Origin of the sequence: Dysgonomonas massiliensis, assembly GCF_900240225.1 — a bacterium.
Lineage (GTDB): Bacteria > Bacteroidota > Bacteroidia > Bacteroidales > Dysgonomonadaceae > Dysgonomonas > Dysgonomonas massiliensis.
Genome location: NZ_OEPV01000003.1, coordinates 143,566 through 166,105, shown reverse-complemented (window position 1 = coordinate 166,105; position 22,540 = coordinate 143,566). Strand labels below are relative to the sequence as shown.

General features: G+C 37.5%; 19 protein-coding genes and 1 riboswitch. Of the genes, 13 read left to right on the top strand and 6 right to left on the bottom strand.

Annotation, left to right across the window (positions count from 1 at the left end; all coding sequences use genetic code 11):
* The first annotated feature begins 299 nt into the window (after positions 1-299).
* From ileS to C1A06_RS04200, 7 genes are all read left to right on the top strand, one after another.
* Positions 300-3,710 carry an isoleucine--tRNA ligase gene (gene ileS, locus C1A06_RS04230; protein ID WP_101688995.1) on the top strand — a complete coding sequence of 1,137 codons (3,411 nt, stop codon included), beginning with the start codon at positions 300-302 and terminating at the stop codon, positions 3,708-3,710.
* A 60-nt stretch (positions 3,711-3,770) separates the two neighbouring features.
* Positions 3,771-4,151 (top strand): TraR/DksA family transcriptional regulator, encoded by a 381-nt coding sequence (locus C1A06_RS04225; protein WP_101688994.1) that lies wholly within the window; start codon positions 3,771-3,773, stop codon positions 4,149-4,151.
* 72 nt (positions 4,152-4,223) lie between these two features.
* On the top strand, positions 4,224-4,847 hold the full coding sequence (locus tag C1A06_RS04220; RefSeq protein WP_101688993.1) for a lipoprotein signal peptidase: 624 nt from the start codon (positions 4,224-4,226) through the stop codon (positions 4,845-4,847).
* Positions 4,844-5,659, top strand: coding sequence for a DUF4296 domain-containing protein (locus C1A06_RS04215; protein WP_101688992.1), 816 nt, complete (start codon positions 4,844-4,846; stop codon positions 5,657-5,659). The genes C1A06_RS04220 and C1A06_RS04215 overlap by 4 nt, the downstream gene beginning before the upstream one ends.
* Entirely contained in the window at positions 5,649-5,948 is a 300-nt protein-coding gene (locus tag C1A06_RS04210) for a hypothetical protein (protein WP_145996337.1), read from the top strand. The genes C1A06_RS04215 and C1A06_RS04210 overlap by 11 nt, the downstream gene beginning before the upstream one ends.
* A gap of 23 nt (positions 5,949-5,971) precedes the next feature.
* Entirely contained in the window at positions 5,972-6,382 is a 411-nt protein-coding gene (locus tag C1A06_RS04205; protein WP_101688990.1) for a GNAT family N-acetyltransferase, read from the top strand.
* Positions 6,383-6,391: 9 nt separating this feature from the next.
* On the top strand, positions 6,392-7,675 hold the full coding sequence (locus C1A06_RS04200) for an O-acetylhomoserine aminocarboxypropyltransferase/cysteine synthase family protein (protein ID WP_101688989.1): 1,284 nt from the start codon (positions 6,392-6,394) through the stop codon (positions 7,673-7,675).
* Positions 7,676-7,749: 74 nt separating this feature from the next.
* Here C1A06_RS04200 and C1A06_RS04195 read toward each other — a convergent pair whose 3' ends face one another.
* Together C1A06_RS04195 and C1A06_RS04190 are read right to left on the bottom strand one after the other, a co-directional pair.
* Complete coding sequence (locus C1A06_RS04195; RefSeq protein WP_101688988.1) at positions 7,750-10,023, bottom strand: TonB-dependent receptor; 2,274 nt, start codon at positions 10,021-10,023, stop codon at positions 7,750-7,752.
* Between the two features lie 103 nt (positions 10,024-10,126).
* Positions 10,127-10,223, bottom strand: a riboswitch (TPP riboswitch).
* A gap of 133 nt (positions 10,224-10,356) precedes the next feature.
* Complete coding sequence (locus tag C1A06_RS04190; protein WP_101688987.1) at positions 10,357-11,148, bottom strand: hypothetical protein; 792 nt, start codon at positions 11,146-11,148, stop codon at positions 10,357-10,359.
* 230 nt (positions 11,149-11,378) lie between these two features.
* Between C1A06_RS04190 and C1A06_RS04185 the strand changes: the two genes are divergently transcribed.
* The 4 genes from C1A06_RS04185 (at position 11,379) to fsa (ending at position 16,668) form a co-directional block, all read left to right on the top strand.
* Positions 11,379-11,957, top strand: a complete 579-nt coding sequence (locus C1A06_RS04185) for a hypothetical protein (protein WP_101688986.1) — start codon at positions 11,379-11,381, stop codon at positions 11,955-11,957.
* A gap of 31 nt (positions 11,958-11,988) precedes the next feature.
* A complete protein-coding gene (locus C1A06_RS04180; RefSeq protein WP_145996336.1) occupies positions 11,989-12,540 on the top strand; it encodes a hypothetical protein in 552 nt (183 codons plus the stop codon).
* 9 nt (positions 12,541-12,549) lie between these two features.
* Positions 12,550-15,912 (top strand): ATP-dependent helicase, encoded by a 3,363-nt coding sequence (locus C1A06_RS04175; protein WP_101688984.1) that lies wholly within the window; start codon positions 12,550-12,552, stop codon positions 15,910-15,912.
* 99 nt (positions 15,913-16,011) lie between these two features.
* A complete protein-coding gene (gene fsa, locus C1A06_RS04170; protein WP_101688983.1) occupies positions 16,012-16,668 on the top strand; it encodes a fructose-6-phosphate aldolase in 657 nt (218 codons plus the stop codon).
* A 180-nt stretch (positions 16,669-16,848) separates the two neighbouring features.
* On the opposite strand, the gene corA is transcribed toward fsa, so the two are convergent.
* Both corA and rsmA read right to left on the bottom strand, forming a co-directional pair.
* Positions 16,849-17,793, bottom strand: coding sequence for a magnesium/cobalt transporter CorA (corA, locus tag C1A06_RS04165; RefSeq protein WP_101688982.1), 945 nt, complete (start codon positions 17,791-17,793; stop codon positions 16,849-16,851).
* 52 nt (positions 17,794-17,845) lie between these two features.
* Entirely contained in the window at positions 17,846-18,634 is a 789-nt protein-coding gene (gene rsmA, locus C1A06_RS04160; RefSeq protein WP_101688981.1) for a 16S rRNA (adenine(1518)-N(6)/adenine(1519)-N(6))-dimethyltransferase RsmA, read from the bottom strand.
* Positions 18,635-18,737: 103 nt separating this feature from the next.
* Between rsmA and C1A06_RS04155 the strand changes: the two genes are divergently transcribed.
* The gene (locus C1A06_RS04155) at positions 18,738-19,754 is read left to right on the top strand and encodes a lysylphosphatidylglycerol synthase transmembrane domain-containing protein (protein ID WP_101688980.1); all 1,017 of its coding nucleotides are present in this window, start codon (positions 18,738-18,740) and stop codon (positions 19,752-19,754) included.
* A 72-nt stretch (positions 19,755-19,826) separates the two neighbouring features.
* A complete protein-coding gene (locus C1A06_RS04150) occupies positions 19,827-20,417 on the top strand; it encodes a DUF4468 domain-containing protein (protein WP_101688979.1) in 591 nt (196 codons plus the stop codon).
* Position 20,418: 1 nt separating this feature from the next.
* Here the strand turns inward: C1A06_RS04150 and C1A06_RS04145 are convergent, their stop codons facing one another.
* Both C1A06_RS04145 and spt read right to left on the bottom strand, forming a co-directional pair.
* Complete coding sequence (locus C1A06_RS04145) at positions 20,419-21,063, bottom strand: T9SS type B sorting domain-containing protein (protein WP_101688978.1); 645 nt, start codon at positions 21,061-21,063, stop codon at positions 20,419-20,421.
* Between the two features lie 82 nt (positions 21,064-21,145).
* The gene (gene spt / locus C1A06_RS04140) at positions 21,146-22,336 is read right to left on the bottom strand and encodes a serine palmitoyltransferase (RefSeq protein WP_101688977.1); all 1,191 of its coding nucleotides are present in this window, start codon (positions 22,334-22,336) and stop codon (positions 21,146-21,148) included.
* Positions 22,337-22,540: the final 204 nt, after the last annotated feature.

Genomic DNA, 22,540 nt, shown 5'->3' with positions numbered 1-22,540 from the left:
TCTTTTGAATAATTACTGCCGAAAATAGACAATGAGTTTGTTTTGTCAATTTTCAGAATGATTGGCAAAAGTAATGATTTTGTTTTTAAAATACTAAATTAATATAAAATCTTTAAATTATCTACTTCTGCTTGAGAGTGTTGAAGCTCGCTTTATGTCTTATAGACATATATAGCAATCAATTTTTAGTATACAGCGTATTTACAGAATGTAATATATAGATAATATACTTCGGTTTTTTGGCTAAAAAATATTATATTTGCGTCAATTTTTTAGATACTACAAGAATATAAATATATATGAGTAAGCAATTTGCAGAATACAACAAGTTTGACCTGTCGGAAGTCAATAAAGAAATATTGAAAAAATGGGATGCTGAAGGCATTTTCCAAAGAAGTTTGGATGAGCGTGCAGGCGCACCCTCTTTCGTGTTTTATGAAGGTCCACCTTCGGCAAATGGTATGCCGGGTATTCACCATGTGATGGCACGTGCTATCAAAGATATTTTCTGTCGTTACAAAACGATGAAAGGATATCTTGTTAACCGTAAGGCGGGATGGGATACTCACGGATTACCAGTCGAACTTGGTGTCGAAAAAATGCTTGGTATCACAAAAGAAGATATTGGTAAAAAGATTACTGTAGAAGAATACAACGATGCTTGCCGCAAAGAGGTAATGAAATATACCGACAAGTGGGAGCAGTTGACTCGCGAAATGGGGTATTGGGTTGATATGAAAGATCCGTATATCACATACGATAATCGTTATATCGAGACTTTATGGTTCTTGTTGAAAGAGCTTTATAATAAAGGATTCTTGTACAAAGGATATACGATACAGCCATATTCACCAGCTGCAGGTACTGGCTTGAGCTCGCACGAGTTGAATCAGCCGGGCTGTTATCGCGATGTAAAAGATACTACTTGTATTGCTCAGTTCAAGATAAAATCTCCGAAACCTGAGATGGCTCAATTCGGAGAAGCATACTTTTTGGCCTGGACGACAACTCCTTGGACGCTTCCTTCGAATACAGCATTGGCCGTAGGACCGGAAATAGAATACGTAGCTGTACAAACTTATAATCCGTATACTGGACAAAAAGAAACTGTAGTTGCAGCTAAAGCTTTATTACATACTTTGTTCAATGATAAAGCTGCAGACTTGGCTTTGGAAGATTATAATCAAGGAGACAAACTTGTACCATTCAAAGTTGTTGCAGAATGGAAAGGTTCAGAGTTAGCTGGAATGGAATATGAACAGCTGATTCCTTGGGTGAATCCGGGTGAAGGCGCATTTAAAGTAATTGTCGGCGATTTTGTTACAACCGAAGATGGTACTGGTATAGTGCATATTGCACCTACATTCGGTGCCGATGACGCGCGCGTGGCAAAAGCTAACGGAGTACCGGGATTAATGCTGGTTGATAAAGATGGTAATCTTCGTCCGATGGTTGACCTGAGAGGTAAATTCTTTTTGATAGAAGAATTAGATGCCGACTATGTGAAAGAAAATGTAAATGTAGATTTATATAAAGAATTTGCCGGAAGATATGTCAAGAATGAATATGACAGTACTCTGACAAGCCTTGATCCGACATTGGATGTGGATATCAGCGTGATGTTGAAACAACAGAACAAAGCATTCCGTATCGAAAAACATGTCCACAACTACCCACACTGCTGGAGAACAGATAAGCCGATTCTTTACTATCCATTGGATAGCTGGTTTATCCGTACAACTGCTTGCCGTGAGCGTATGATGGAGCTGAACAATACGATCAACTGGAAACCTGCTTCGACTGGTACTGGCCGTTTCGGTAAATGGTTGGAAAATCTGCAAGACTGGAATCTGAGTCGTAGTCGTTATTGGGGAACTCCGCTTCCTATATGGCGTACCGAAGATGGTCAGGAAGAAAAATGCATCGGTTCGGTAAAAGAACTTTATGCAGAAATGGAAAAAGCCATTGCAGCAGGTGTGATGACTAAACTTCCGTGGGATGGTTTCGAAATAGGTAATATGGATAAAGCAAACTACGAAAAAATAGATTTGCACCGCCCGTATGTCGATGATATAGTATTAGTATCTGATTCAGGTAAACCGATGAAGCGTGAGTTAGACCTGATCGACGTATGGTTCGATTCGGGAGCTATGCCATTTGCTCAGGTATTCTACCCGAATATCAGTGAAGATGACTTCTCGAAAGTTTATCCTGCCGACTTCATCGCCGAAGGAGTTGATCAGACTCGTGGATGGTTCTTTACGCTTCATGCAATTTCGACAATGTTTAAGGATCACGTATCTTTCAAGAATGTGATATCTAATGGATTGGTATTGGACAAGAATGGTAACAAGATGTCGAAACGTCTTGGAAATGCTGTAGATCCATTCTCTACTATCGAAAAATATGGTTCAGATCCGCTTCGTTGGTATATGATTACCAATGCATCGCCTTGGGATAACTTGAAATTTGATATTGAAGGTGTTGAAGAAGTTCGCCGTAAATTCTTCGGGACATTATACAATACATACTCATTCTTTGCATTGTATGCAAATGTCGATGGATTCAAATTTGAAGAAGCGGAAATTCCAGTAAATGAAAGACCGGAAATAGATCGTTGGATTATTTCGTTGCTGAACTCGTTGGTGAAATATGTTGACGAATGCTATGCAGACTATGAACCTACAAAAGCTGGTCGTGCAATCTCTGAATTTGTAAACGATAATTTGAGTAACTGGTACGTCCGTCTGAATCGTAAACGTTTCTGGGGTGGAAGTATGACTCAAGATAAATTGGCTGCTTATCAGACATTATATACATGTCTTGTGACAGTATCTAAACTAATGGCTCCAATATCGCCGTTTTATGCGGATAAATTGTATTGTGATTTGGTAAATGCAACGGGTCTTGAGAATGCAGGATCAGTGCATCTAGCTGACTATCCGAAGTATGATGAAGCAGTAGTTGATAAATTGTTGGAAGAACGTATGCAGATTGCACAAGATCTTTCATCAATAGTGTTGGCACTTCGTCGTAAAGTAAATATTAAAGTTCGTCAACCTCTGAACCAAATAATGATTCCTGTTGTTGATACTAAGCAGCAGACAGATATAGAAGCTATTCGCGATCTAGTGCTGAACGAAGTCAATGTAAAAGAGTTGAATTATGTTGACAGCGGTGCTGGAATCTTGGTTAAACGTATTAAGCCTGACTTTAAAAAACTAGGGCCACGTTACGGAAAAGTGATGAAACAATTGGCAGCAGCTATCCAGAATATGGATCAGGCAGCAATTGCTGAATTTGAGAAAGCTGGTACTTATACCTTAGACGTAGATGGCGAAAAAGCTGCGATCGAATTGGCTGATGTTGAAATCATATCGGAAGATATACCAGGATGGCTAGTTGCAAATGAAGGTAGATTGACGGTAGCATTAGACGTAACTATCACTGACGAATTACGCAACGAAGGTATTGCTCGCGAGTTGGTAAATCGTATTCAAAATCTTCGCAAATCGAGCGGTTATGAGATAACAGACCGCATCAATGTGAAAATTGAAGATGCAGAACAAATCCGTACAGCAGTGAAAGAATATGGCGAATATATTGCAACTCAGGTTCTTGCTGATAATGTGGCTGTAGGAAATGTCGAGAATGGCGTAGAGCTTGAGATGGACGACTATAATTTAGCTATTTCTATAGAGAAAATTTGAAAAAGTTTATTATCTTCATAAAAGATAAAAACAGGAAATTTAAACATAAAACTAAAGGCTATGAACGAAAAAACAAGATACACAGATGAGGAATTGGCCGAATTCAAAGAGTTGATTTTGGGCAAACTGGCTAAAGCTAAAGATGAATATGAACATCTGAGAGCTTCGATGACAAATCAGGATGGAAACGATGTGACTGATACATCGCCTACATTCAAAGTGTTGGAAGAAGGTGCTTCGACTTTGTCGAAAGAAGAAGCCGGTCAATTAGCACAACGCCAGATGAAATTTATTCAGAACTTGCAATCGGCATTGATCCGTATCGAAAATAAAACTTACGGAATTTGTCGCGAGACTGGCAAGTTGATACCTAAAGAACGTTTGCGCGCAGTGCCACATGCGACTTTAAGTATTGAAGCAAAAAATAGTGGTATAAAGTAAAAAACGAAAATATTTGAGTAAACGAGAGTTTGGAGTCATATCCAGATTCTCGTTTTCAGATAAGAATGTAAAATGAAAAATTTATCCAGAGGAACGATTGCAATTATCGTTGTTACACTTGTTATTCTGATTGATCAGATATCTAAAATTTGGGTTAAAACATCTATGATGTTAGGTGACTCGATAGAAATTGCAAGTTGGTTTAAAATATATTTTATTGAAAATCCAGGGATGGCTTTCGGATTAGAACTAGGAGGAAAATTGTTTCTCACGCTATTCCGTATAGTTGCAGTCGGTTTTATTGGATATTATTTAGTACAACTTATAAAAAAGAAATATGCTAAAGGCTTTATAGCTTGTATTGCATTGATATTAGCCGGTGCATTTGGAAATATCATTGACTGCATATTCTATGGCGAAATATTTTCGTCGAGCTACGGTCAAGTCGCTACCTTTGTTCCTCTGGGAGAAGGTTATGCTGACTGGATGCATGGTAAAGTTGTAGATATGCTTTACTTTCCGCTGATAGAAAGTAACTTCCCTTCATGGATGCCATTTGTGGGTGGAGAACATTTTATATTCTTCAGCCCTGTATTTAATATTGCCGACTCGGCTATAACGATAGGTATTTTTATCCTTGTATTGTTTTATCATAAGACATTATCTCAGTCGTTCGAAAAAGAAGAAAACAAATGAGAAAGGCAGGATTTATATTATTGGTAGTTTCGTTATTAGTAATGGTTTCTTGTAGCGAACGCCCTGGAAATGTGTTGTCTAAGAATGAAATGATCGATGTATTGTATGATCTGCAGCTAGCTCAGGCAATGCATGACGACTATAATATAGAATTGGCTAAAACAAAAGAAGGTAAGGAAGCAATAATGAATAGTGTATTGCTTAAATACAATCTGAGTCGTGCCGATTTAGATTCTTCGATAGTGTGGTATTCAGATAATTTATCGGACTATAAAGCGATAAATGACTCTGTAACTGCTAAATTGAGAAAACAAGTAGATATTTTACGTGTAGAAGATAATATTCTTCGTGGAATTAATGTTGATAATAACAATACCCTTCCATTCTATTTTTATCTAGACAGATCGAATACACGGAAGACATTCTCATTGCGAGAATCGGATATGGCTGATAAGGGAGGTTTGAAGAATTTTAAACTATCATTTAAAGTTATAGGACTTAATGGTGTTGACCGAAATATTGAAACTGGCGTATATTTTGTATATAAAGACACAACAATTGTCGATAAGATGACGTTGAAACAAGATTCTTCTTATGTAGTAGTGAAGCCTGATATGCCGGACTCACTTCTTACGCAAATTCAAGGATTCTTCAGATTGCCTCGTATAAGTACACTTATGCCTATGAAAGTATATGATGTAAGCTATGCACAAGACTCTTTAGGCTTAGATATTGATGCTAATGAGTTGAATGAATCCGATGAGTTGAAGATGTTGAAAGTAGATGAAAAGGAGCTGAAAAGTGCAAAATAAATATAGAAGATTCTTCTCTCACTATACCTTTATCTATCCCGATTTATTCTTGAAAAATGTAGTTGTAGAGTTGAATAACGAAGGGCGAATAAGTTCGGTATTCCCATTCGAACACGAAATTGAAAATACAGAGTTTTATTCGGGTAAGTTATTTTTCTTACCAGTAGAGATAACGGCTATAAGTTATACTCAAATTCCAGCTGAGAATTATAGAACTATTGATGAGAAAATAGTTTTAGAAGACTCTGTAAGCAGAATCGTATATAACGAGCATGGACTAAAATTATAAACCAGAAAAACAAAAATAAAGATATGACTGTAAATGAAGCAAATTATGAAGATGTACTTCGTATCAGACAATTAGCATTATACCCTGATAAAGATATTGATTTCGTAAAGTTACCTGACGACGAACAAGGTATCCATATGGGCGTGTATGATGGCGGAACAGTTGTAGCTGTAGTTTCAATTTTTATGGCTGCTGACAGAAGTGTTCAGTTTCGTAAATTATCAGTGCTCCCTCAGGCACAAGGACGAGGATATGGCAGCACGTTAGTGAAATGGCTTGCCGATTATGCATATGATGTAAAGCTTAGCCGTTTGTGGTGTAATGCACGTAAAGAGGCGGTTAAATTCTATAAAGAACGTGGAATGGACGAAACCTCAGAGAAATTTGAGCGTAACGGTCATGAATATGTTGTGATGGAGAAAGTTTTTAAATAAGATATAGCTATGGAAAAGAAACAGAATCCCGAAACACTCTGTGTGCAGGCAGGGTGGGACCCAAAGAAAGGAGAACCGCGTGTACTGCCAATTTATCAGAGTACGACGTTCAAGTATGAAACAAGCGAGCAAATGGCTAACTTGTTTGACCTCAAAGAATCGGGCTTCTTTTATACCCGTTTACAAAATCCTACAAACGAAGCTGTAGCAACTAAGATTGCAGCCTTGGAAGGTGGAGTAGGAGCTATGCTAACCTCGTCGGGTCAAGCGGCTACATTTTATGCTATATTTAATATTGCGGGAGCAGGCGATCATATTATTAGTGCTTCGACTATTTATGGGGGAACATTCAATCTATTTGGTGTGACACTTAAAAAGTTAGGTATAGAAGTGACTTTTGTTGATCAGCATGCGCCAGTGGAAGAAATAAGAAAAGCTTTTCGCCCGAATACAAAAGCAGTTTTTGCCGAATCTTTATCAAATCCAGCATTGAATGTATTGGATATAGAAAAGTTTGCAAAACTAGCACATTTAGAAGGAGTTCCTCTGATTGTAGATAATACATTTGCAACACCGATAAATCTTCGCCCGTTCGATTATGGTGCTGATATTGTAGTGCATTCTACCAGTAAATATATGGATGGACATGCTGTAAGTTTGGGAGGAGCAATTGTTGATGGAGGTCGTTTCGACTGGGACGCTCATGCCGATAAGTTTCCAGGGCTGACACAACCAGATGATTCGTATCACGGATTAATATATACTAAAGCTTTTGGTAAAGCGGCTTATCTAACGAAAGCAACTGTTCAGTTGATGCGCGATTTAGGTTCTGCTCAGTCTCCTCAGAATGCGTTCTTATTAAATCTTGGACTTGAGACACTTCATCTTCGGGTCCCACGTCATTGTGAGAATGCTTTGAAAGTTGCAAAATATTTAGAAAGTCGTTCGGAAATAGCTTGGGTGAATTATCCAGGACTGGAAAGTTCGAAAGATTATGCTTTGGCTAAAAAGTATATGCCAAATGGCACTTGCGGAGTTATTACATTCGGATTGAAAGGTGGTCGCGACAAGTCGGTTCAGTTGATGGATAATTTTAAATTTATCTCTATCGTAACTCACGTAGCTGATGCTCGTACGTGTGTGTTACATCCTGCAAGCCATACACATCGTCAATTGTCCGATGACCAGTTGATTGCTGCGGGTGTCGCTCCCGATTTGATCCGTCTTTCGGTTGGAATCGAAAACGTAGATGATATTATAGCTGATATTGAACAAGCATTGAAGTTTATATAAGAGCAAAATCAGAAAAAAATAAAAAGGCCTCCATTCTAAATGGAGGCCTTTTTAAGTATGGCTAGTTATTTTAGTTAAAATCTTATTCCAACGCGTGCCATGATATTGCATGGCGCTTGAGGAAATAGACCTTTATATACACGTTTTTTACCGTCTTTGTAGCTTGTGTCTACCCAAGCATTGGCAACATATTCTTTGTCCCAAATATTATATACAAACAACTGTAAATCTATTTTTCCTATTCTTTTTGTGTCGAAAGTATATCCGGCAACAAAATCGCTGACGAAATAATCTTTCAATTGATTTTCTTTGTTCGAAGTATTGTCATAAAACATTTTACCGACATACTTATTAACAAGTGAGAGTGTAAGATCTTTGAGTGGCATTATACTAATGATGCCTGATCCTACAACACGAGGAGAAAATGATATATCGGTTGATTTCTTGAATTCTTCAATCTGACCATCCAATATGGTTTCTTTGTCTCCATTAGGATGTATAACAGTTACCTTGTTATCGTAATATGCTGTATAGTTCTTAATTTTATTGCTGCTAAGAGTAGTATTAGCATCCAAACGTAACCATTGTAGTGGAGTCCATGAAGCTTCCAATTCGATTCCCATACGATAGCTATCTGGAACATTTTCTTGCAATTTATATCCTACATCATTAAGCTTTCCAGTCAATACTAACTGATCTTTATAGTTCATATAGTATAGATTGATGCCTAATGACAAATTAGGTGCATTATATTTATATCCTAATTCATAATCGAAAAGTCGTTCGGGTAATACTTTCTGTTTTCCTCCAGCTTTTACGGATTCTTTCAGATCGGCTCTCAGAGGCTCGCGATTCGAAATGCCTAGCGAAGCATAAATAGAATTTCTCTGAAGGAACTGGTAAGTTGCTCCAATTTTAGGATTGAAGAAACTATAGTAGTTATTTTGTGTAATATCTACTAAATCATCATCGAATCCCTTCATGCGATAATCGATATAACGGTATTGTAATTCACCAAAAAGATTTAGGTTGTCAGCCAGTGTGTAATTCGCTTTTATAAACGTATTTATGTCACGTTTGGTAGCAGTATTTGTATTCCATTTATAGTTTTCAGGAATGTTCTGATTGTATTTTACCCAGATTAGTTTCCCGAAATGTGAACCATCATAATAACTATACATTCCGCCCAAACTTAGCTTTAATTTATCTTTCTCGTAATCTATATTGATGTTTCCTGCATACAAATTATTTGACATCATCTTACGAAGTACCAAGTCGGACTGATCGTAAGTTACTTCTTTTTCAACTAAGTTTTCGTCTAGTTCTTTTATAACTTGTGGTTGTAACCCAAAAGTGCTGAATGCATAGTCTTCGTCAGCTACTTTGTAATTCTCGTAATATCCAAATCCATTGTTATAGTTGAAAGATGCATTGAGTGTAAGATGATTATTTATTTGGTTGAGATACACCAATTGTGCAATATGTGAATAGTAATTGTCAGTCTCGTTATCGTAATACAATGTGTTACCCGCTTCGTCGTAGTATTCGCCAGCTCCGTTGTATTTACGATCAGTTTTCATTGTCTCAGGGTCAATTCCATTCCAAGTGATTCCGGTATGTTGCTCGCCGTACATATAGATTGCCCGTAATATCTGATTGCCTTTATATAATGATGCAGAGGCATATGCACTTTGATGATCTACTTTGCCGTTACGAATATATCCGTCACCCGTAGTTTTAGAATACCGGCCATCCAGCGATAGACCGTTTTTCAGAATCCCCGTACCTGCGGCAATTGAAGAAATGAAAGCTCCGTAAGAACCTATTGCAGTCGAGGCTTCTCCATAAGCTTTTGGTTGTGCTGTATTTGTTTCGAGTGATATACTTGCTCCGAATGAGGCTGCTCCGTTTGTAGAAGTTCCTACTCCTCGTTGAACTTGAATACTTTTCAGAGAGTTGGAAATGTCGGGAAGATTAACCCAAAAAACATCCTGACTTTCAGGATTATTCAAAGGCATCCCGTTGAGAGTAACATTGATGCGATTGCCATCAGTACCTCGTATACGGTAGGCTGTGTTTCCTATCGCAGTTCCGCCTTCGGTAAACGATACTACGGATGGTAATGTCTGCAATACGAAAGGAATGTTGCGGGCTGCATTGTTTCCTTTGATTTCCTTGCTGTTCAGATTCGAAAAAGCTACCGGAGCTGTTTGTCCTACACGTGTAGCTGATACTACAATTTCTTCGAGTTTTACTTGTTGCAGTGAGTCGGCTTTCTCTTGCGATTGCAGATGACGCGGACAAATAATACTACTTGCCGCCAAAAGAGTGAATAATACCTTTTTCATTTAAATTTAGATACATTTTAGGAGACAGTATATGCCGATCCTAGAGTTAAACAAAAAAGGGGTTTTGATAAGATTAGTGATTCCCTAAAGAATGATGTGCGCGCGATGCATCATCTTTTTTCCCTCCGCCGGCATTACCCGGATCAGGTTTTATGGGTATGATCTCAGCCTGTTTTATTTAGGCACCCCTACGATTTCTGGGAGCTAAGGTATAATAAATTTTATTACGATGAAAACTTTTAACTATATGTGTGCTCTTTAACAAAAAAGGCCGATCGTATGATCAGCCTCTCGTATAAAATTAATTATTCTTTAATATATGGATAGAATAAGTTAGTCGTTGTTTTGTTTCCTGAAATCATCTATTTCTTCCTTCACTTTATTAATCTCTTTATCCAGTGTTTTAATGTATCTTCTAAGAGAACTTTCGGTTATTTCATTTTCGTCAAAAAACAAGAGATTGTCTTTTTCCGAGATAAGACCATTTATTCCGTACCCATCAATATTCAGTAACATGACACTTAAGACTTCTTGTTCATATCTGATTCTCCACAATCTATATAAAAGCTTAGCGTATAACCCAATATGTTTATAATTGGAAAAGGCTATTGGCATAATGAAAGAACCATAGGTGTAATATTGTCTGAGAACACTTTTTGAGGAGCCCACTTCGCTTGCATATCCCATAATTATTGGGTATGCAAATGCATCCATTACATCTATCATTCGTTCTATTTCATGCTGTACTTCTTGACTGATTTTTTGGGAAGCTTTCGTTTCCTCTTCTTTATAGAGAGAAACGAAAATAATAAGTAAGCTATCGGCTCTAGGAGAATTCCATCCTTCTGCTTTCGAAAAGTCAGGATGAAATTGATCGCCAAATATCCATACATTATCGTCTCCTATTGGACACTTACTTATTTCAACCTTAAAGCGCTCTATGTTTTCAATTGTCATTTTTGCTTTTTCCCATTCACTGGATTCGACGATGGAGCGTTTGGCATAAAAAACTTGGGCAAGAATGATAATCAGTGATATTAAAGTTCCAATGTAATAAAGGTTTGGTAGTATAGAACTGATTTTCTCGTACCAACTCTTTTTTTGTTCTTTGTTTGTGCTAGTCATAGATTAAATTATATGTTTTTAGATTATGAAGATCAACTAGTTTGAATTCGAGTATAATCTCAAATGTATGAATTATTTATGAATCAATTAAGGAGTTAGGCTGTTTTTTGCTATTAGAATTTAGACGGTCAGTATGTTTGTTTGATATAAATCGCTCTATTTACTTTTTGATAGTCAACTCTTACCGAAAAAATACTATTTTTGTTGTTGAATATTAAAAACACAAGATTATGAATCTGAATAAAAACTACTTTTTAGCTATCGTTGTTATATTAATATCTTGCATGTTTATATCGTGTGGAGATGATGAAGGAGATAGTGTATCCAACAGAGGATTTGATTATTCAACAAAAAGAACAAATAAAAATACATTTGAAGAAACGGTAGAAGGTAAGAACAATGTGTCTTTTTGGCTTGATCGAGATAGCCTTGATTATAGTCCGTTATATAGAATTAGAAAAATTGAAGTGCAAAAATCGGAGTTCTACTATGACTTCGTCAAAGAAGACAATGATGCTAAAAATTTAGTAAAGACAATAAAAGTAACTTTGTCAGTTGGAGATATGGAAGGACATAGCTTTGAAATTCTGGCTGATAAATCAATGTTGATTGATCATAGTAATATGGAATATAAGAACCTTGTCCAAGAGTATATGGAAAAAATATACAAAGATGGAACGGCAAAGTTGTTGATACAAACTACTATGTCGGATGCTGAAGGTAATCTTGTTCCGACGGTCAAATTTAATGCTGGTTTGAGAGTAAATTACGATCTGCATCTTACGTGGATAGGTGATACTGGTAAATAATGTAGATAAATCAAAAGAAGAATATAAAGTTATGAGATTATTTAGAAAAACGTTATTAGCATTAGCTGCTATTGTTCTGATCGCTAGTTTTACGGCTTGTGATTCGGATGATTATACTAAAAGAGGAGAGCTGTTTTTTACAACAAAGGACTACAATAAAGTACCCACAACAGATTATAGAGATGGATACTTTGAAATAGCTTACCCTTTGGATGTGAGAAATATTGCAGGTTTGAGCTCTTATGATTATATAAGGTATGTTGATGTGTATGACTCATATCTATCGTTCTTACCTCTTCGTAATTTTAGAACTGGAGATTATATTACATTTGGCTTAAGTACAAGTAGAATAGGCGAGTATAAATTTGTAATAGAGCCGAGTGGTAACAAGGAAGCATTTATAGATACTCATAATAGAGATTACACCAGATTTATACAAAATCTATTACTTGAATTAGTCGACAGAGGTGAAACAGTATTATATATAAGAGGCTATATGCGTAATGCAAATGGTGTCGGTATTTCTGATTTTGAATTTGATATAGAATCTCTGTCTGATTTGGATATATCAATACGAGGCTAATATAGATCAATGATATACTCAATTTCTCCGGACTATTATGCAGTAGTACAACAGATTGACGATTTAGGTCTTCCTGCCCGAGATAAGTATATTCAATTAAAACGATTATTAGAAATAAGTTGTAAGGAAATTACGGCGAGTGAATCGCTGCAATTTCCTTCTTTCTTTTCGCGTCTTGTATTCATTGCACAACGTTTCAATTTACCAAAAACACTCGAATGGCAATTGCAGCATATTCGTGTGCAGACAACGTTTTTGCAGCAGGATGAAAAACGTTTCGTGACCGATGGTCAATATCAGATGGCGCGATCGGCAGTACTCCGTTTGTGGAGATATGTATCAGGTAGCGAAACATCGGAAGATGATTTTCAAGAGATGCAATCGGAGCATAAAATGCCCGAAGTTCTGGATAAAATTCGAGTGCAAGTCACGGCTATTGATCGCGAAAACCAACTTCTGACTTGCGAGTCTGCCGATTTTGTCGGCGAAGAACTTGTTGTTAGTTATGGCGATGTTGGTATAAACGATCAGTTTGACGAAACGATAGAACGCCTTTGGGTAGGAGCTCAGATGAATCTGATTGACGTTCGTCGAAATGAGCAAGGAAAGTATATCCCCAGTGCTTTTGTTCTCGAGCCTGATTATCTGATCGATGCTTCGGCTGTAGCCGAATGTTTTCAGAATTACGGGAATTCGCATCTGCATTATTTTCGTCGGAAATTTGATCAGCCGACAAATACACATTATATATTGCTGGGTAATCTGGCAAACTTTTTTCTTGATGAATTGCTCTATGTGGACGATCCTCGTTCGTTGAACTTTCAGGATGTTTTCATCAAGTCGTTCCGACAGATGCCTTTCGAGTATGCTTCGTGTAAAGACATTCAGTCAACAGCGGATTTTAAAGATTTCATGGCTCGGGCTTATGTTCAGTTTACGAATATCAAGCGAGTTGTGTTAGAGGATATGCCACAAGGAGGCTTCGATCTGGCGAACTGTATATTAGAACCATCATTCTACTGCGAGAAATACGGCTTTCAAGGTCGTCTCGACCTTCTGCAAATTCCATCCAGCTCGGAAGATATCTATCGAATCATAGAGCTAAAGTCAGGTAAACCTCCTTATCCCCGCGAAGATGTAACTAAGATTGCGCCGAATCACGAGATACAGACGATGATCTATCGACTGATGATTCAAACTGTCTTCGGTACTGATTCGCGTCATGTATATGCCGCCATTTTGTACTCTTCAGCTGAGAATAAAGGAGAGAATATTCGTCTGGCTGCAGCTTATAAAAAACTGGAAAAGGAACTGCTTAATATCCGAAACTTGATTGTTGCTACCGAACATGACTTGTATGTGGGAGGCTGTGAAGCTGTAAATGCTGAATTTGAAGAACTTTTCGATCGAAACAATTACGGGCGTATTCCCGATTTTTTCAACGACAGACTGACTGATCTCCAAGTCATGCTTACAAACTTATCTGATACTGAAAAGGCATATTTCTTTCAATATATTTCATTCATCTCGCGTGAACTGTATTTGCAGAAAGTAGGGGATGAAGGTTACGATTCGCCGACAAGTACATCTTCGTTGTGGAACACTTCGTTTGCTGATCGACAGAATGCTTTGGAGGTTATTTCCGATCTGGAGATTGAAGAAGTGGATAATAGCGGTCGTGATATGACGATTCGATTTCATCGCTTCAAAACGACTGATTGTGTCAATTTCCGCGAAGGAGAAATTTGTATTCTCTATCCACGAGATTCGGAGAAAGACAGCCTGATGACGAATCAGATATTAAAAGGTAATCTTGTAGAAATCACTGATGAGTATGTTACTTTGAGATTCAGGCACAAACAGCGTAACCGGAGATTATTCAACGAATATCGTTTCTGGGTAGTAGAACACGATCGACTCGACCATTCTTACAATGCCATGTATCGCAGTTTAGCCGCTTTTTTACGTGCTGATAAAAATATACGTGATCTCTTACTCGGATTACGTAGACCTGAATCGGACTATGAATATAAAGGGCTTCAGGATTTGGATATACAGCAAAAGCAAGATGAAGTAATTGAGAAAGCATTGTTGTCGAAAGATTACTTCCTTATCGTTGGTCCTCCCGGAACGGGAAAAACTTCGATATTTGTTCGCCGTTTGATAGAAGAATTATATCAATCGCCTGATGCGAACATCCTTGTAATGGCTTATACCAATCGTGCTGTAGATGAATTGTGTGCTGCTATTTGTGCTGCATTCGGAGAAGCTGAAAGTGAGTGCGATAAATTCATCCGTATAGGAACTGAATTGTCGTGTACCGAGGCTTATCGTCATCGCTTGTTACAAAATATATCGCAAGGTGTTCAGAACAGAGATGAACTATTATCTATACTGGCTAAGCAACGTATATTTGTCGGAACGCAGGCTTCGGTTGTAGGTAAACCCGAAATATTCGATCTGAAACATTTCGAAATAGCGATTATCGACGAAGCTTCGCAGATTCTCGAGCCTCAGATTATAGGATTGTTGCCTTGTTTCGATCGTTTCATAATGATTGGAGACCACAAACAGTTATCAACAATTACGTTACAGAATGAAAATAAATCGGCAGTGACGAATCCTCTATTAAACGAAATTGGTTTGTTCGATTGCCGTGAGTCGTTGTTCGAGCGTTTGTTTCGTACTTGCCAATCGAATGGTTGGACTGATAATTACGATACATTGACCTACCATGGTCGTATGCACGAAGAGGTTGCTGACTTTGTGAACAAGCAATTCTATGAAAACCAATTGCGAGTAGCTACTCTGCGACAAAAAGAAAAGCTACCGTTCGAAAAATACAATGAAGAGGACCAACTTCAATCGTTATTGGCGAAAAATCGTATTGCATTTATTCCGAGTCGTGATTTGTCGGATATAGGCAAATCGGATAAGATGAATCATGCAGAAGCTGATCGTGTAGTCGATCTTGTTCGATCATTGAAAGAGCTTTATGCAAATAATGGATTGTCTTTCGATTCGCGGAAGACGATCGGTATAATTACTCCATATCGCAATCAGATTGCGCTTATTCGTCAGAAACTTATAGACGCTAATGTAGTTGATGCGGATAAAATTATGATTGATACAGTCGAACGTTATCAGGGTAGTCAGCGCGATGTGATAATTGTATCATGCTGTTTCAATCGCTTCTATCAATTAAGATTCTTCTCGAATATGAATAAGGAGGGTACGGTAGATCGCAAACTGAATGTTGCTTTAACTCGGGCACGTGAACAGTTATTTATCATCGGAAACGATATCCTGATGTCTAAAAATCTGCTTTATCAGAAAATGATTGAAGAGATTGGTTTGGCTTGTATTGATTGAAAATAAGTGTCACTTTTTAGGAGCACTTCGTTGTCGATAAATTAGTTTTAATAAATAAATATCACGACATTTATCAAACGAACCTAAAGTAATTTAACTATGAAATTTTTTATTGATACAGCTAACCTCGATCAGATTCGCGAGGCTAATGCTATGGGAGTTTTGGATGGTGTTACTACCAATCCATCGTTGATGGCAAAAGAAGGAATCAAAGGAGTTGAAAATCAGCGCCAGCATTATGTAGATATCTGCAATATCGTGGATGGAGATGTCAGTGCCGAAGTGATTGCAACGGATTATGAAAATATGATTCGCGAAGGAAAAGAATTAGCTGTTTTGCATCCGAATATTGTAGTGAAAGTGCCTTGTATCGAAGATGGAATCAAAGCAATCAAGCATTTCAGCCAATTGGGTATTCGCACAAATTGTACTTTAGTATTTTCGGTAGGACAGGCACTTCTTGCAGCTAAAGCAGGAGCAACTTATGTGTCACCTTTTGTAGGACGATTGGATGACATTTCGAGCGATGGTATTGAACTTGTCGGTAAAATAGTGGATATGTATTCTACATACAGTATGAGCACCGAAGTACTTGCAGCATCAATTCGATCAACACAACACATCATTCAGTGTGTAGAAGTTGGAGCAGATGTAGCTACTTGTCCGCTTTCGGCAATCAAAGGTTTATTGAAGCATCCTCTTACTGATAGTGGTTTGGCTACTTTCCTTGCCGATTATAAAAAAGTAAACGGCTAATTTTCGAATGATAATATAGAAAAAGACTTACCCTAAAAGAGTAAGTCTTTTTTATGCTTGAATAATCAAAGAGTCATATCAAATTTTATCTATATCTAAAAGCTCTTTGATAATATAATCGGTACAAATCGAAAAACTGAAAAATCTGTGTACAAGTGTCACTTTTTTAGCCTAACTTATTTATAGCCACTTCTTTCGCTTAAAGTAGAATAGGATGATTGTGACAGATAGGACCATGATGCCAATAGAGAAGCTGTAACCAAACTCCCAACTAAGTTCGGGCATATCTCTAAAGTTCATGCCATATATACTCGCTATCAGTGTAGGAGGCATGAAAATAACCGAAATGACGGTAAACATCTTGATAATTTTATTCTGTTCGATGTTAACATAACCTAGGAATGTATCTTGTAGATAATCAAGACGATCGAAGCTAAAACGAGTATGTTCTATCAGCGAATTGATGTCCTTTACCAGGATGGTTACGCGTGCATGTAGTTCGGGCGGAATCAGCTCACTCTTTAGCATATTAGTTACAGCACGCTGCTTATCAATGATATTTTCTCGCAATGTCATGGTCTTTTCCTGCAAGTTCTTGATCTCGGTCAGCAAATCTTCGTCGGCACTTTTTTCGCTGATACTATTTGATAGACTCGAAATCTGACTTGTAAGAATCTCTATCATGTCGGCATCTTTTTCGATGCGGGTCTCTATCAAGCCCAGAAGAACATGGAATCCGTTCGGATAGTTCTTCGGGTTGGTAAACATCTTGGTTACCGTTTCGTGGAACGAAGGAAGCTCCTCGCTACGGACGGTTATAAGGATGTTATTTTTTAGGATAAACGAAACGGGCTCACGCTCGAAGTTATCCAGCAGGAAGTTCATATTGATGACAAGCGAATCGGCCGTCTCGATATAACGTGACGACATCTCGATCTCGATCATTTCTTCTTCCTCTTGGATATATATTTTTAGGTAGTCTTCCAGTTCGGTTTCAATTTCTTCGTCAACGTTGTTGAGGTCGATCCAAAAGAAATTTTTGATAGGTGTTACCTTCAAAAACTCGATACTGCGACTGATGCGTATGTTATTCTCTTTGTGATAGAATAATTTTACTTCTGACATACTGCCCCTCCATATTTAATGAGTTCGTATTTTCTCTTCCGGCTGAAAGAGGTTATTTGTTCTCTGTTAGATGCGCTGCGGTGATTTTAGTCAAAGTGATGAACTCTTCTACCGATAGTTGCTCGGGACGTTTGTTGAATATTTCATCCGCATATGCCGGACAGTCTTTCCCTAGAAGTGGTTTCATCGAATTGCGCAGAGTCTTTCGTCGCTGATTGAAACTGGTCTTTATAACGGTTTTGAATAGTTTTTCGCTACATCCCAGCGATTGTCTTTCATTTCTTACCAGTTTAATAACAGCCGACTTGACCTTGGGGGGAGGGTCGAATACTTTTTCACTAACAGTGAAAAGATATTCTATATCGTACCAGGCTTGTAATAGTACGCTAAGAATGCCATAGGTTTTATTCCCATGTTTTGCTGCAATACGTTCGGCTACTTCTTTCTGAAGCATACCCGAGCAGCAAGGAATTTTATCTTTGTATTCCAGTACTTTGAAAAATATCTGAGACGAAATATTGTAAGGGTAATTACCTATAACGCAGAATTTTTCCGGATAAATATCAGTTAAGTCAATTTTAAGGAAATCGCCTTCGATGATATGTCCGTTAAGTTCAGGAAAATGGTTTTCCAGATAAGGAACCGACTCACGGTCGATCTCGACAACAGTAAGGTCTTTCTTCTTTTCGATGAGGTACTGCGTAAGTACGCCCATTCCGGGGCCCACTTCGATAACGGGGGTACCCTCAAACTCGTCGAGAGTATCGGCTATTTGCCTAGCAATATCCAGATCTTTAAGGAAGTGCTGTCCTAGATTTTTTTTTGGTTTTACCTGCGTCACGTATCGGTTTCTAAATATATTCTTATCTTTGCTACAAAGATATGGATTTTATTCAAAAATGAATCGATAGAAAAGATTTATATATGGAAAGACTACTTCACAAATGGATAATACGAAAGAACTAAACGCAGATCATCCCAAAAGTTCTCTATTAAATAAGATTATCAAAATAGGTTTACCCATACTAGTTGGCGGGTTGATTTTGTACTTTTTATTCCGTGATACAGATTTTGAACAACTGAAGGCTGTATTGAGTCAAGCTAATTGGTATATTTTACTGTTATCCCTTCCTTTTGGAATTCTGGGGAATACGATGCGTGCATATCGCTGGAACCTGCTGATTAGACCTCTTGGTTATGAGCCTCGATTGTCAACACTGGTTTATGCTGTATACGGAAGCTATGCTGTCAATTTTGCTATTCCTCGTGGAGGCGAAATCTGGAGGTGTGGTATTGTAGCAAAAGAAGAGAAAATTCCTTTTGTGAAGCTTGTAGGGACAGTTATTTTGGATCGTATTCTAGATATAGTGATGGTTGTAGTAATTGTATCTAGTGCATTCCTGTTCAATATGCAATTCTTTATATCGTATATAAATAGTAATGAAAAATTGCTAAGCTTGGTACAAACACTGGTGTATTCACCTTATCTATACATTATTATTGTGGTTGGTGTACTAGGAATGTTTGTTGTGTTTAAGTATTTTGGTGAGAATAAGATCGTCAAGAAAGTAACTGGTCTTGTTATTGGTTTTTGGTCTGATCTGAAAGCTATGGGGCAAATGAAAGAAAAGTCCCGCTTAATATTATACAGCATTTTGCTTTGGATTTTCTATTTCCTGCATTTTTATATTGCTTTCTATGCATTTGGCTTCACGAAAGACCTGGGGATTACAGCCGGATTAATTGCTTTTGCTATCAGTAGTCTGAGTATGATGATACCAACAAATGGTGGAATGGGAGCATGGCATGCTGCAATTATTGCTGCATTATTATTATACTCGGTAGACACAATATCAGCAGAAGCTTTTGCTGTAGCTGTATTTGGAGTTCAGACTCTTTGGGTACTTGTTTATGGCTTTTATGGGATTATTGCAATCTCGAGTAGAAAACAGCTATCGTAGGTATTTATTGAGCAGTATTTACACACAAACATAAAATATTAGTACATTTGTATTAACTAATAAGTTGAGACTATGCAAAAAATAATATTTCTACTTATATCATTCTCTGTGTCGGTAGGCCTTTCAGCACAAATAACTGGCTTAAATGAAGAGGTTGTAACTATTCCAATCATTGAAGGTAAGGTTGCGTTTATCAAAGAAATTCCTCTTCCTGCAGGAAATAGTCGAACTCAAGCATTCGAGAAAATTGACAGATGGGCTTCCGATAGTTATGGACGCGATCCTTTTGTTTCGTCAGTAAGAGTAGATAAAGAAGATTTAGAAATAGTTGCTAAGTCTCGTATTGAGCTTCTTTTGCCGGTAGACTCGAATGGTAAGCGCGAGCGTTTTGTGATGCGCTATCGTATAAACAGTTTCGTCACAGAAGATAATAAGTGTGTATTAGAAGTAGTAGATATTGCACTGCTTTATCAAGCTAACAAAGGAGATGCTAAAGCTAATAAAATACCTCGATTACTGAGAGCTGAGAATTTTATTTCTGATCAAGCAATTAACATTGACGATGATTTGAGTGAGGTTAGACTTAATACGAAAAAAAGCACTCTGTATTTTATCAATCAGTTGTTTAAGAATTTCGAAGTGGCACTTGGATATGTTTATTAAGTTAGCGTAAGATATTAATATCAGCCATTTCTTTATATCTCTTACCGTCTGATCCGACAGCTTCCACGACACAATAGTAGACTCCGGGTTTGACGTGTTTGCCTTTATATGTACCATCCCAACCTTGATCAGGATCGGTCCATTGATAAAGTTTTACTCCCCATCTATTAAAAATAGTACATCTGAATTTTACGAGCGATTTGTATTCAATTTTGAATTCATCATTGATTCCAGGAGAATCGTTCGGACTAAAATAGTTTGGTATTCTTAAGTAAGATTCCCATATTTCGAAACTAATGGGATCAGCATCTACAACCCAGTCAGAGCTAAGGTCTGCAACTTCCAATTTCACGATGTAAGTGCCTGCTTTGTCGAATGTGTATGTTATATCTTGATCTGTATATTTCAATATAGGAGTGTTGGTATCAGTTTTGTCATAGATACGCCATGTATGATAGTATCCTGTTCCTTGAGGGAAAGCATTGAAGTGAATCAAGCAAGGAGCTGACCCTCCTATCTGATCAGTGAAGCTACCATCTTTCAATTCTTGTTTGGCTTCTATATATACCTCGCTAGTATTCTCTTGTGCGAAAGAAAATATGTAGCAAAACAGTGTTCCCAGTATAAATAATGTAGATCTAATCATTTGCTTTAATTAGGTTAAAAGAAAACCCTCTATCTTTTAACGGAAAGAGGGTTGATCTTATTATGTTGAGATTCTTTATTTATCAAATTACGCCCATTTGTTTGAATACCTTCTGTATTTTATCAAATGCACAGTCTACTTGTTCTTTAGAGTGAGTGGCCATTAGCGAGAAACGAATAAGAGTATCTTTTGGTGCAACGGCTGGTGAAACAACCGGATTCACGAAGATACCTTCTTCGAATAACATTTTAGTGATCATAAATGTTTTTTCGTTATCTCTGATGAAAATTGGTATAATTGGGGTAGAAGTATGTCCTATTTCACAACCCATCTGACGGAATCCGTCAAGAGAATAATGAGTAATATCCCATAGATGTGCAATACGTTCCGGCTCAGCTATAAGGATGTCTAAAGCCTTGCTAGCTGCAGCAGTAGCAGAAGGGGTAATACTTGCACTGAATATGTAAGGACGAGAATTGTGGCGTAGGTAATCGATTGAGTCTTCGTCACCGGCAACAAATCCTCCGATTGAAGCTAAGGATTTACTGAATGTACCCATAATCAGATCCATATCGTCTGTTAGTCCGAAGTGGTCATGTACTCCTTTTCCGTTGAAATCGCGTCCCATAACGCCAATACCATGCGCTTCGTCAATCATAACGTTTGCATTGTATTTTTTAGCCAAACGGACAACTTCCGGTAGATTAATTACATCACCTTCCATACTGAATACTCCGTCAACAACAATAAGTTTAACCTTATCAGGTTCACATTTCTCCAGTTGTTTCTCAAGAGAGTCCATATCATTATGGCGGAATTTTAGCTTGTTTGAGAACGAAGCTCTGTTTCCTTCAATAATTGAGGCATGATCTAGTTCGTCCCAAATAATGTAATCTTCGCGTCCTGTTATGCATCCTAATACTCCTTGGTTAACGTTGAAGCCCGTAGAGTATACTAAAGCATCTTCTTTACCAACAAATTTAGCCAATTTGTGTTCTAGTTCAACGTGTATATCGAGGGTTCCGTTTAGGAATCTTGATCCAGCCATTCCAGTTCCGTATTTTTTTACAGCATCAATAGCTGCTTCTTTTACTGCCGGATGGTTAGTTAAGCCAAGGTATGCATTTGATCCAAACATTAATACTTTTTTACCGTTGATGGTAACTTCCGTGTCTTGGTCGCTTTCTATGGCTCTGAAATAAGGGTAGATACCTGCTTCTCGTGCTTTACGAGCAGCATCGAATCTATGCATTTTTTCTTTTAAAAGATTCATATTCAAATTGTAATGAGTAAAATTCTAGAGTCACGTATGGACATTCTATATTTCGATCTGCAAAAGTAACTATTTTTTTTGTATTACGCCTGATTTGCAAATAAATTAAATGTGTACGTTTGATTCCCTTTATATATATAACGCATTAACGATATTATTATTACATATATTCTCTAATAAAATTTTGGATTCAAATAATAAGGT

What these genes read in the sequence shown, in the direction of transcription:
- C1A06_RS04190 (WP_101688987.1), bottom strand. Translation starts at nt 11,148, where the DNA reads ATGACTAGCACAAACAAAGAACAAAAAAAGAGTTGGTACGAGAAAATC.
- C1A06_RS04155 (WP_101688980.1), top strand. Translation starts at nt 18,738, where the DNA reads ATGGATAATACGAAAGAACTAAACGCAGATCATCCCAAAAGTTCTCTA.
- fsa (WP_101688983.1), top strand. Translation starts at nt 16,012, where the DNA reads ATGAAATTTTTTATTGATACAGCTAACCTCGATCAGATTCGCGAGGCT.
- C1A06_RS04195 (WP_101688988.1), bottom strand. Translation starts at nt 10,023, where the DNA reads ATGAAAAAGGTATTATTCACTCTTTTGGCGGCAAGTAGTATTATTTGT.
- C1A06_RS04205 (WP_101688990.1), top strand. Translation starts at nt 5,972, where the DNA reads ATGACTGTAAATGAAGCAAATTATGAAGATGTACTTCGTATCAGACAA.
- C1A06_RS04185 (WP_101688986.1), top strand. Translation starts at nt 11,379, where the DNA reads ATGAATCTGAATAAAAACTACTTTTTAGCTATCGTTGTTATATTAATA.
- C1A06_RS04180 (WP_145996336.1), top strand. Translation starts at nt 11,989, where the DNA reads ATGAGATTATTTAGAAAAACGTTATTAGCATTAGCTGCTATTGTTCTG.
- C1A06_RS04200 (WP_101688989.1), top strand. Translation starts at nt 6,392, where the DNA reads ATGGAAAAGAAACAGAATCCCGAAACACTCTGTGTGCAGGCAGGGTGG.
- ileS (WP_101688995.1), top strand. Translation starts at nt 300, where the DNA reads ATGAGTAAGCAATTTGCAGAATACAACAAGTTTGACCTGTCGGAAGTC.
- C1A06_RS04145 (WP_101688978.1), bottom strand. Translation starts at nt 21,063, where the DNA reads ATGATTAGATCTACATTATTTATACTGGGAACACTGTTTTGCTACATA.
- C1A06_RS04225 (WP_101688994.1), top strand. Translation starts at nt 3,771, where the DNA reads ATGAACGAAAAAACAAGATACACAGATGAGGAATTGGCCGAATTCAAA.
- C1A06_RS04220 (WP_101688993.1), top strand. Translation starts at nt 4,224, where the DNA reads ATGAAAAATTTATCCAGAGGAACGATTGCAATTATCGTTGTTACACTT.
- C1A06_RS04215 (WP_101688992.1), top strand. Translation starts at nt 4,844, where the DNA reads ATGAGAAAGGCAGGATTTATATTATTGGTAGTTTCGTTATTAGTAATG.
- C1A06_RS04175 (WP_101688984.1), top strand. Translation starts at nt 12,550, where the DNA reads ATGATATACTCAATTTCTCCGGACTATTATGCAGTAGTACAACAGATT.
- corA (WP_101688982.1), bottom strand. Translation starts at nt 17,793, where the DNA reads ATGTCAGAAGTAAAATTATTCTATCACAAAGAGAATAACATACGCATC.
- spt (WP_101688977.1), bottom strand. Translation starts at nt 22,336, where the DNA reads ATGAATCTTTTAAAAGAAAAAATGCATAGATTCGATGCTGCTCGTAAA.
- C1A06_RS04150 (WP_101688979.1), top strand. Translation starts at nt 19,827, where the DNA reads ATGCAAAAAATAATATTTCTACTTATATCATTCTCTGTGTCGGTAGGC.